The organism is Nitrospirota bacterium, assembly GCA_016214385.1.
Classification (GTDB): domain Bacteria; phylum Nitrospirota; class Thermodesulfovibrionia; order UBA6902; family JACROP01; genus JACROP01.
This window is the reverse complement of record JACROP010000076.1, coordinates 25,885-36,327: the sequence shown is the minus strand read 5'-3', so window position 1 is coordinate 36,327 and position 10,443 is coordinate 25,885. Positions and strand designations below refer to the sequence as shown.

The 10,443-nt window shown below is 45.8% G+C and carries 7 protein-coding genes; 4 read left to right on the top strand and 3 right to left on the bottom strand.

What is annotated here, in order from left to right:
• Positions 1-132 precede the first annotated feature (132 nt).
• On the top strand, positions 133-297 hold the full coding sequence (locus HZC12_04925) for a hypothetical protein (GenBank protein ID MBI5026071.1): 165 nt from the start codon (positions 133-135) through the stop codon (positions 295-297).
• A gap of 117 nt (positions 298-414) precedes the next feature.
• Positions 415-807, top strand: a complete 393-nt coding sequence (locus HZC12_04920; GenBank protein MBI5026070.1) for a HEPN domain-containing protein — start codon at positions 415-417, stop codon at positions 805-807.
• Positions 808-872: 65 nt separating this feature from the next.
• Here HZC12_04920 and HZC12_04915 read toward each other — a convergent pair whose 3' ends face one another.
• Positions 873-2,291: an amidophosphoribosyltransferase gene (locus HZC12_04915; GenBank protein MBI5026069.1), complete on the bottom strand. Its 1,419-nt coding sequence runs from the start codon at positions 2,289-2,291 to the stop codon at positions 873-875.
• 64 nt (positions 2,292-2,355) lie between these two features.
• Between HZC12_04915 and trkA the strand changes: the two genes are divergently transcribed.
• Positions 2,356-3,690, top strand: a complete 1,335-nt coding sequence (gene trkA / locus HZC12_04910) for a Trk system potassium transporter TrkA (protein MBI5026068.1) — start codon at positions 2,356-2,358, stop codon at positions 3,688-3,690.
• A complete protein-coding gene (locus HZC12_04905) occupies positions 3,687-5,135 on the top strand; it encodes a TrkH family potassium uptake protein (protein MBI5026067.1) in 1,449 nt (482 codons plus the stop codon). The genes trkA and HZC12_04905 overlap by 4 nt, the downstream gene beginning before the upstream one ends.
• Here the strand turns inward: HZC12_04905 and purL are convergent.
• Both purL and HZC12_04895 read right to left on the bottom strand, forming a co-directional pair.
• On the bottom strand, positions 5,098-9,147 hold the full coding sequence (purL, locus tag HZC12_04900; GenBank protein MBI5026066.1) for a phosphoribosylformylglycinamidine synthase: 4,050 nt from the start codon (positions 9,145-9,147) through the stop codon (positions 5,098-5,100). The two genes, HZC12_04905 and purL, sit on opposite strands and share 38 nt — an antisense overlap.
• Positions 9,144-10,439: an adenylosuccinate lyase gene (locus tag HZC12_04895; GenBank protein MBI5026065.1), complete on the bottom strand. Its 1,296-nt coding sequence runs from the start codon at positions 10,437-10,439 to the stop codon at positions 9,144-9,146. Before HZC12_04895 ends, purL begins: the two co-directional genes overlap by 4 nt.
• Positions 10,440-10,443 lie beyond the last annotated feature (4 nt).

The following is a 10,443-nucleotide window of genomic DNA, read 5'->3' as shown; positions in this document are numbered from 1 at the left end:
TCTTTGCCATAGACTGCAATAACAATAAAAACTTCTGAGCTTGTTAATTATCATCTCCCCAACTTTATCCTTGTTGATAAAAAAAATAGTTACATCAAAAACAAAATAATTGATATCTTTTATGAGTACGAAATGAAATTTGATATACCATTTTCTGTTATTATCCTTTCCAAAAAGGAGTTTGATTTTAATGCTTCCATTAGCAGCCCCTTTATCGAATCAATAAACGAAGAAGGAGTCATAATCTATGACGCTCAGCAGAGAAGACAAGAGGGAACTCTCAAGATACAGACTTGAAAATGCATAGCGAGCGCATTTCCCAGTTAGCGAGCGAATATAAAAGATAATAATTCCTTACATTTCGAAGATTCCCCGCAGCTCGAAGCGAGTCCCGAAGCGGGTCTCCGCGAAGGGTTGCTTCGACTTCGCGGGGAGCTTCAAAAGGCAAAAAGCCTGTTGGAAGATGCAAAACTTCTTTTAGAAAAAGAGAGGTTTGGATCTTCAATTAACAGGAGTTATTATGCGGCATTGACAGCGGCAAAGGGAGCCCTTATTCTCTTTGGCACAGACCCTAAGACCCATGAGGGAGTGAAGACAATGGTAGGGAAAAAATTGATAATGGATGGGTATATGTCTGCTGAATATGGAAAGTGGTTCAGGAGTTTACTTTCTGAAAGGGAAGATGCCGATTATGCAGATTTTACAATAGTGGATAAAAATGACGCAGAAGAGGCATATAATAATGCCTCAGCATTTATAAAAAAAACAGCGGAGGTTGTAGACGGAATAATTAAGGAGCTTCGATAGATTGAAGGGTTAAAGGGGATATAGGTATTTTTTTTAGCTTTGTTGCCGTTGCCGTAGCAGCGTGTTCAAAAGAGCACCATCTGCTCTGCTTTGTCTGCAGGTGAAAATACAGGGTAGTTGTTATCAAAGCAGGCTGTGCAGTATTCTTTAGGGTTCGGGAATGTCTTTAAAAGGCCCTCAAGGCTAAGGTAGGCGAGGGTGTCTGAGGTGATATACTTTCGTATCTCTTCGAGGCGGTGGGTTGATGCTATTAGCTCTTTCCTCGTTGGCGTGTCAATGCCGTAAAAACATGGCCCTATGGTTGGAGGAGAACTTATCCTCAGATGAACTTCCCTGGCCTTGCCACCTTCTCTGAGCATCTTTACAATTTTTTTGCTTGTTGTGCCCCTCACGATTGAATCGTCAACAACAATGACCCTCTTACCTTCGAGGAGTTTTCTTACAGGGTTTAATTTTATTTTTACGCCAAAGTGCCTTATTGCCTGCTGTGGCTCTATAAAAGTCCTGCCAATATAGTGGTTCCTTATCAGGCCAAAATCAAAGGTTATCCTGCTCTCCTCAGCATAGCCAATGGCAGCAGGAACGCCAGAGTCAGGCACAGGGATTACAAGGTCAGCGTCAACCGGGCTCTCCCTCGCAAGCTGACGGCCGAGCTCTTTTCTTACATCATTAACATTGAGCCCTCCAAAAATATAACTGTCAGGCCTTGAGAAATAAATAAACTCGAATATGCAGAAGGCATGTCTTACATCTGATAGGGGTTTAAGTGATTTAATGCCTTTCTCATTTATAATTACCATTTCCCCTGGCTCTATATCTCTAATGTACGTTGCACCTATAAGGTCAAAGGCACAGGTTTCTGAGGCAATGACATGTGCCCCATCATATTCACCGAGGCAGAGGGGTCTGAATCCATAAGGGTCCCTTACGGCAATGAGTTCGTTTTCTGTCATAATGAGGATGCTGAAAGAGCCATAAAGTTTTCTGAAGGCGTCTATAATGCGCTCGTAGAGCCCCTTCTCCTTAGAATTGGCAATAAGGTGAACGATGACCTCGCTGTCTGAGGTTGATTGAAATATGGCGCCTTCTCTCTCAAGGTCTCTCTTTAGTTCAAAGGCATTGACGAGGTTTCCATTGTGGGCGATGGCAAGGGAGCCGAGGGCAAAATTTACCACTATGGGCTGGACATTCTTCAGGACGCTTGAGCCAGCGGTTGAATAGCGGTTATGGCCTATGGCAGCATGGCCTTGAAGGCGCCTCAGTCTTTTTTCTGTAAAGATATCAGCCACAAGGCCCATGGATTTTTCAATGTGCAGTTGCCTTCCATCAGAAGAACAAATCCCGGCACCCTCCTGGCCCCTGTGTTGAAGGGCATATAGTCCAAGATACGTAAGGTTCGAGGCCTCAGGGTGGCCATAGACTCCGAAGACCCCGCATTCTTCACGGAATTTGTCTAAAGATCGATGGTCGGTAGGCTCTTTCATCTACAGTTTAATATAACATTTTTCTAAGCTCTTTTTCTTTGATGTTTTATGCTAATATTTCCCCATGCGTGTAATTATAGTGGGTGCAGGAGAGGTAGGCTTTCAGGTAGCTAAATTTCTGACCCAGGAAGACATCGATGTTGTGGTTGTAGATAAGGCCAGGGATAAGCTGAAAAGGATATCCGAAGGCCTTGATGTGGCAGTGGTTGAGGGGGAAGGCGGTTCTCCGTCTGTGCTGAAAGAGGCCGGTGCAGAGAAGGCAGACATACTCCTTGCAGTAACAGATATGGATGAGACAAATATGATTGCCTGCCTTGTTGCAAAGGCAATGTTTAAGATACCGAGAAAGGTTGCGAGGATCAGAAATCCCGAGTACTTTGCCAATGAGACCCTTCTTCAGAGCCTTGATATAAACCCTGCGATAAGCCCGGAATTTGAAGCTGCAAAGGCGATTTTGAGGATATTTGAAGTGCCATTTGCATCAGACGTGGAGGACTTCGAGGCAGGGAAAATAAAGGTTATTGGTTTTAAGATTCCGTCGGAATCAAAATTTATCGGAAAGTCCCTTAAAAACCTTGATCTAACTAAACCAAAAATCCTGATAGGTGCAATACACCGGGGAGAAAAGGTAATTATTCCTTCCGGGGATAGCATAATCAAAAAAGGCGATATAATCTTCCTGCCTGTTAAGGAAGGGGATGTCCAGACAGTCGCGAATAGCATTGGTGGTGCTACACAACCTGCTAAAAGGATTATGATACTCGGCGGTGGAAGGATAGGCTTTTATGTGGCAAAGGCAATGGAAGAAAGAGATGTGAGTCTTAAGATAATAGAGATGGACAGCGAGAGGTGCAAATTTCTAAGTCAATCCCTGAAAAAGAGCGTCATACTCCATGGGGATGGTTCAGACCAGAAATTGTTGGAAGAGGAGAATATTGCAGACATGGATGCATTCGCAGCGATATCGAACAACGAAGAACTTAATATAATGTCTTCCCTTCTTGCAAAAAGCCTCGGAGCAAAAAAGGTTATAACCATAGTAAACAAAACCGACTACCTTCCCCTTGCCAATAGCCTTGGAATTGAGGCAGTTTTAAGCCCTCGCCTGATTACTGCCGGCACAATTTTAAGGTATATCCGAAGGGGCGACATACTGTCTCTTACGGCTATAGCAGAGGACAAGGCTGAGATAATCGAAGCAAGGGTCAGGGCAGGCTCAGTACTTGACGGGAAAACCCTTCTTGAGGCAGAACTCCCGGATAAATCCCTGATAGGGGCAATTATAAGGGATACTGATATTGTCATTCCCTCAGGGAGCGATAAAATATTCAAGGAAGATAAACTGATTATTTTTACCCTCAGGGAGTCTGTCAGGCAGGTAGAAGAACTCCTTCAATGAATATCCCCCTCGTATTAAACCTCGTAGGTATTGTTATTATAATCGCCTCAACCTTTATGCTCCTGCCTGTTGCAGTCTCTATAATATACGGAGGGGAAGACTTTACAGCCTTAGGCGAATCCTTTCTTATAGCCTTGTTTGCAGGTATCATACTTTCTTTTCTTACAAGGGCGCAAAGGGGGACGGAAATAAAGCACAGGGATGGTTTTGCTGTCGTGACTTTAAGCTGGCTCGCTATATCTTTTTTTGGTTCTCTACCTTTTATCCTCTCAGGCAGTATCCCTTCTTTCACAGATGCCTATTTTGAAGCTATGTCAGGCTTTACAACCACAGGGGCATCTATACTTACTGATGTAGAGGCCCTTCCAAAGGGAATACTTCTCTGGAGAAGTCTTACCCACTGGATGGCAGGGATGGGGATAATAGTCTTATCTCTCGCAATCCTTCCCATGCTTGGCGCAGGTGGTATGCAACTCTTTAAGGCAGAGGTATCTGAGATAGTGGTTGAAAGGTTAAGGCCCAGGATAGCAGATACCGCCAAGTCCCTCTGGTATGTATATACAGCCATCACAATCTTTGGAGTAATACTCTTACTCTTAGGTGGCATGGATCTTTACGATGCCTTATGCCATTCCTTCGGGGCAGTGGCAACAGGAGGGTTTTCTATAAAGAATGCGAGCATAGCCTATTACCAGAGCGCCTATATAGATATTGTTATAACCATTCTTATGCTAATTGGAGGGGTAAATTTCTCTCTCCATTTCTATGCCTTCAGGGGTGATTTCTCGCGATACTGGAGGAGCAGCGAATTCAGGTTTTTCTGTCTGATTGTTTTCTCATCTATAGTTTTAATTACATTAAATATAATTGGCTCTAATTATAGATCCCTTTTTGATGCCTTGAGATATGCCTCTTTTCAGGTTGCCTCTATAGTGACTGCAACAGGATATGTAACCGCCGATTTTGAGAAGTGGCCTGTATTATCCCAGATGCTCCTCGTCTCCTTGATGTTCTTTGGCGGCATGGTGGGCTCAACTGCAGGTGGAATGAAACAGGTCCGTATCCTTCTGATGCTGAAACAGGCATACAGGGAACTCTATCAACTAATCCATCCCCATGCTGTGACATACATAAAGCTTGATGGGAAACCTCTAACAAAAGAGATATTGGGTGGGATCTGGGGTTTTCTATTTCTTTTTTTGTTTATCTGGGTCATTGCAACTGTAAGTATGACTGCTTTAGGCATTGATATAATAACCGCAGCTACTACGACCATCTCTGCAATGTCGAATGTAGGCCCTGCTCTCGGCACTGCCGGGCCTGCTGAGAATTATTCCACCATCCCTACCTTAGGCAAGTGGATTCTTATCCTATGTATGCTTATTGGCAGGCTTGAGATATATACCGTTATAGTGCTTTTTGTCCCGCATTTCTGGAGGAAATAGAGGAATCGCACCACTTTCTCGCATTCTGGAACATCCTGAGCCATGGTGATGCTTCAAGTTTATCGCTCCATTGCTCAGGCATCCAGGCCCACTGCCATTTTAAGAATGTTCTTTCCGGATGGGGCATGATGGCGAGATGCCTCCCGTCTGGTGAGCAGAGGGCTGCAATGCTCTCTGGAGAGCCATTTGGATTGAAGGGATAGGATTCTGTAATCTCTCCATCATCATCCACATATCTCACAGGAGCAAGCCCCATTTTGATAACCTTCTCTTTAACCTCATTGTCAGGGAAATGTGCTCTTCCCTCTCCATGGGCTACCCATATGCCGAGAGTCGAACCATCTATTCCATTAAGCATTACAGATGGGCTTTCGAATATCTTTGCAGTAACGAACCTCGACTCGAAACGGCCTGACCTGTTTTGAATAAACCTCGGCTGAAACCTGTCCTCAATCCCCCTCCAGGGCACCCAGCCGAGGAGTGCCATGAGCTGGCAGCCATTGCATACGCCGAGGCTGAATGTGTCATCCCTGTGATAGAATCTCTCGAACTGTTCGTAAATCCTCTTGTTAAATCTTATTACTCCTGCCCAGCCTTTTGATGAATCGAGGACATCAGCATAACTGAAACCTCCCACAAAGGCTATGCCCTTGAAATCATCGAGGGATATATCTCCCCTGATTATGTCGGTCATGGTTATATCCCATGTCTCGAATCCTGCCATATAAAAGGCAGATGTCATCTCCCTGTCGCCATTACTGCCCTCTTCACGGATGATTGCAACCTTTGGCTTTGAATCTCTGCTGAGAATCTCAAAAGGTGTCTGTTCGGGTGTAAAGGTTATGTTGAAGTGAGGGCCTTTTCTATCGTAGATATTCTTTTTTTCCTCATCCGCACACTCAGGGTCTGTCTGCAGCCTTTCAAGCTGATAGCTCGTCTCTTCCCACAATGCCCGTAGATGTCTCAGATCTTCATCTAATACAGTCAGGAGTCGAGAGTCAGGAGTCAGGAGATTTATTTTTATTCTTTTTTCTGATAGGCTTTTGCCTATGATTTGATGGGGAACAGCGAAACTTTTAAATATTGAGATAATTTCATTTTCCTTCTCCGGCAGATATTCGATAACCAGACCCGATTCTTCAGCGAATAATAGCGATATTAATCCGTTCTTTGGCTCCCGACTCCTCACTCCCGACTCCAGACTTATTTCAATTCCACAATTTCCTGAAAAAGCCATCTCAAGAAGGGTCACTATTAAACCGCCATCGCTTATATCGTGGCCTGAGAGGATGATGCCTTCATCGATAAGTCTCTGTGTTGCCGCAAAGGCGCGTTTCAGCAAGTCCGGGTCTTCCATATCAGGAGATTCATCACCGATCTGGTTGTAGACATGGGCAAGGGCAGAGCCTCCGAGTCTATATCTGCCATTGCCTAAATCTATATAAAGCAATCTGCTCTGTCCCGGGCTTTTTATATCAGGAGTTATCACCTTCGTAATATCAGGGCATGTGACATAGGCAGAGATAACCAATGACCCTGGTGCCTTTACTATTTCTTTCTCCCCTCTCATTTTTTGAACAACTGCTGCCATAGAGAGGCTATCCTTCCCGCCATCTACTGCTATGCCCAGTTCCATCATAATATCCCTCATAGCAAGAGCAGCATCGTATATTGCAGCGCCCTCGCCAGGAAACTTTGCAGCCCACATCCAGTTGCCTGAGCATCTTATGTCCTCGAGTTTGCTTACCTTTGCCCAGACAATATTGGTGATAGCCTCTGTAACAGCCATCCTCGCCATTGCCCCTGGATTTATGAGGCCTTTTATGGGTTGTTCTCCTATGGATATTGCAGCGCCGGTCACACCGAAGTGGCTCTGAGCAATGACAGCAACATCAGAGACAGTAAGTTGAAGTGGGCCGGAACACTGCTGCCTCGCTATCAGGCCTGTAACAGAGCGGTCTACCTTGTTTGTGAGGAACCTCTTTGAACCGACAGAGACAAGCCTTAAAACCCTCTCGAGTGCATCCTTCACAGTTATATCCTCTGGCAGTTTGAGAGGCTCAAGCTTCGGAGGGATTCTATTGAAGTTAAACGTCTTCTGCGGCATCTCTCCAAGAACCTTTTTGAGGTCGAGGTTGACCGGAGTGCTTCCGTCATTTTCATCATAAAGGACTACATAGCCATCATCCGTAATCTGCCCAACAATAGCAAATGGGACATTTTCTCTTTTGCATAAATCCCCAAAGATTTTTAGCTTTTCAGGCTGGATCAGAAGGGCATTTGCTTCCTGATACTCAGCACCCCATATCTCTAAGATAGAAAGGGTGTTGTCCCCGAGGGGGATTTTTCTTACTTCTATTTTTGCGCCTGCAGGATATATTAGCTCCTTCAGGACATTGCAGTTTCCTCCGGCACCCTGATCATGGATGCTGATTATGGGGTTTTCTTTTCCGAGCTCTATACAGGCGCGGATTACCCTGTTCATCTTCTGCTCCATCTCTGCATCCCCGCGCTGAACTGCATTGAAGTCGAGTTCTTCCCTGCTTTCTCCTGCTATCATGCTCGATGCAGCCCCGCCGCCTATGCCAATCCTGTAGGCAGGGCCGCCGACCTTGACAACGAGCATGCCCTTCTCAGGCTGTCCTTTTTCTACATGCCCTTCGTTCATCTGGCCGACACCGCCTGTGAACATTATCGGCTTTATCCACTCCCTCCTCTCACCATCTGGAAGCCTCATGCCAAAAGACCTCGTGAATCCCTGAATAACAGGCTCTCCGAATTTATTCCCATAATCTGATGCGCCATTGCTCGCCTCTATCTCTATCTGGAGGGGGGATGCTAAGTTCCCCGGATATTCAAAGGATTTGTCCTCCCAGGGAAGCCTGTAGTTAGGGATATGGAGGTTTCCGACACAGTAGGCAGCAGTGCCTGCAACAACAAGACCTCCCCTACCAACTGCCTGAATATCCCTTATCCTTCCTCCTGTGCCTGTCTCTGCACCGGGAAAAGGTGCAACACCACTCGGGAAGTTATGGGTCTCTGCAGTGAATATGATGTTGTACGTGAGTTCTTTCCCGACAAAGAAAGATGGTTTATCAACTCTCTCAGGAATGATGGTCTTTATCATGTATCCCCTTATTGCGCTTGAGTTGTCTTTAAAGGCGATTATGCTGTTATTTGGATTTCTCTTATATGGTTCTTTTATCAGTTCCATGAGGGTTGCAGGAACCTCTTTACCATCTATGACGAGTCTTCCCTTAAAGAACCAGTGCCTTGAGTGCTCGCTGTTTGACTGGCCGAGGTCAAAGCATTCTACATTTGTTGGGTTTCTCTTAAGGTCATTGGCAAAGAGGTTGTAGTAGTAATCTATGTCCCAGCCATCAAGCCCGAGGCCGAGGTCTTTGTTTATCCTTTCGATCGCTGCCTTGCCATCCTCAATCAACCGTACAGTATAGACAGGTTCGGGCCTTATGCCTGTCTCAAAGGTCTTCAGCCTCTCAGGATAGGGGCACTCTGTCATGCGATCATAAAAAAGTGACGAGTGACGGGTGACGAGTGACGAGATAAGCTCGGAGTCTTGTCCCTCGTCCCTTGTCCCTTGCCCCTTAATTAATTTGTATCTCCTCGACCTCTCTATCCGTGTTATCTTCTTCAGTCCGCAGGCATGGCATACAGAGACCGCATTGGTTGACCAGGCAGTGGTGAAATTCATCCTGGGGCCGACTTCGAAAAGACAGTGACCCTTCGACAGGCTCAGGGCAGGCTCAGTGACGAGTGACGAGTGACGAGTCAAAAAACTCTTATCCGAAAAATTCTCTGGCTCGAATGTCTCACTCAGGAGCCAGCGCAGGGCATCTATCTCCTCAGGGGTGAGGGCCTCTGCCGACTCGATATAAAAACAATATTCTGTCTGGATATCCTCTATCTCAGGGGAGACCCTTTCCCTCACAATTGATAGGAGATTTCTCCTTTTTGTCTCGGAAAGGGCAGGTCTTCTGTATCTGTAAATCACTTCCCAAATACCCTCTTGAATATATAATCCACATTCCTGAAATAATGCTTCAGGTTGAATATATTCTCTATCTCCTTAGTTGTCAGATATTTTTTTACTTCCTTATCTTTTAGTAACAGTCCTTTGAAATCCCTCTTCCCCTTCCAGCTCTTCATTGCATTTCTCTGGACAATGGCATATGCCTTTTCCCTCGAAAGCCCCTTCTCAGTGAGGGCGAGCATGACTCGCTGTGAGTTATAGAGGCCATAGCTCCCTGCCATGTTTCCCTTCATCCTTTCTGGGTAGACCTGAAGGCCATCCAATATGCCCGTGAGCCTGTTAAGCATGTAGTCAACGAGTATGGAACTGTCAGGGATGATGATCCGTTCTACTGATGAGTGTGATATGTCCCTCTCATGCCAGAGGGCGATGTTCTCAAGAGCTGCCATTGCATTTGCCCTCACTACCCTCGCAAGGCCTGAGAGGTTCTCGCAGCCAACCGGGTTTCTCTTGTGGGGCATTGCTGATGAGCCTTTCTGGCCTGCCTCGAATGGCTCTTCAGCCTCAAGGACTTCGGTTCTCTGGAGATGCCTTATCTCGACAGCTATTTTTTCTATGGATGCTGCAATCAGTGCGAGGGTTAGTAGATACTCTGCGTGTCTGTCCCTCTGCACAACCTGCGTTGCAACAGGTTCAGGCCTGAGACCAAGTTTTTTACAGACCTTCTCTTCGATTAGAGGCGGGATATTCGAAAATGTCCCTACAGCGCCTGAGAACTTCCCGATGCTTACAGCCTCTCTTGCCCTCTCTATCCTCGCGAAATTCCTCCTCATCTCCTCATACCAGAGGGTGAACTTCAATCCAAAGGTCATTGGCTCTGCATGGACACCGTGGCTTCTGCCCATGCAGGGTGTGTCTTTATATCTGAATGCCTGCCTTTTCAGGACAGCCATCAGTTCCTTTATATCCTGGATTATTATGTCCGAGGCCTCTCTCATAAGGAGTGATTGGGCTGTATCAACAATATCCGATGATGTGAGGCCCTTATGGATGAACCTCGACTCAGGGCCTGCATTCTCAGCCACCGAGGTGAGGAAGGCAATGACATCGTGCTTTACGGTCTTCTCTATCTCATCGATCCTTTCAACATCGAACCTCGCCTTTTTCTTTATCTTTCTTACTGCATCCTTTGGTATCTTTCCTATCTCTGCCCATGCCTCGCAAACAGCCATCTCGACATCGAGCCACTTTTTAAATTTATTCTCGGACTCCCATATCCTGCCCATCTCAGGCCGCGTGTAACGTGCTATCATAATC

What these genes read in the sequence shown, in the direction of transcription:
- HZC12_04925 (MBI5026071.1), top strand. Translation starts at nt 133, where the DNA reads ATGAAATTTGATATACCATTTTCTGTTATTATCCTTTCCAAAAAGGAG.
- trkA (MBI5026068.1), top strand. Translation starts at nt 2,356, where the DNA reads ATGCGTGTAATTATAGTGGGTGCAGGAGAGGTAGGCTTTCAGGTAGCT.
- HZC12_04905 (MBI5026067.1), top strand. Translation starts at nt 3,687, where the DNA reads ATGAATATCCCCCTCGTATTAAACCTCGTAGGTATTGTTATTATAATC.
- HZC12_04915 (MBI5026069.1), bottom strand. Translation starts at nt 2,291, where the DNA reads ATGAAAGAGCCTACCGACCATCGATCTTTAGACAAATTCCGTGAAGAA.
- HZC12_04895 (MBI5026065.1), bottom strand. Translation starts at nt 10,439, where the DNA reads ATGATAGCACGTTACACGCGGCCTGAGATGGGCAGGATATGGGAGTCC.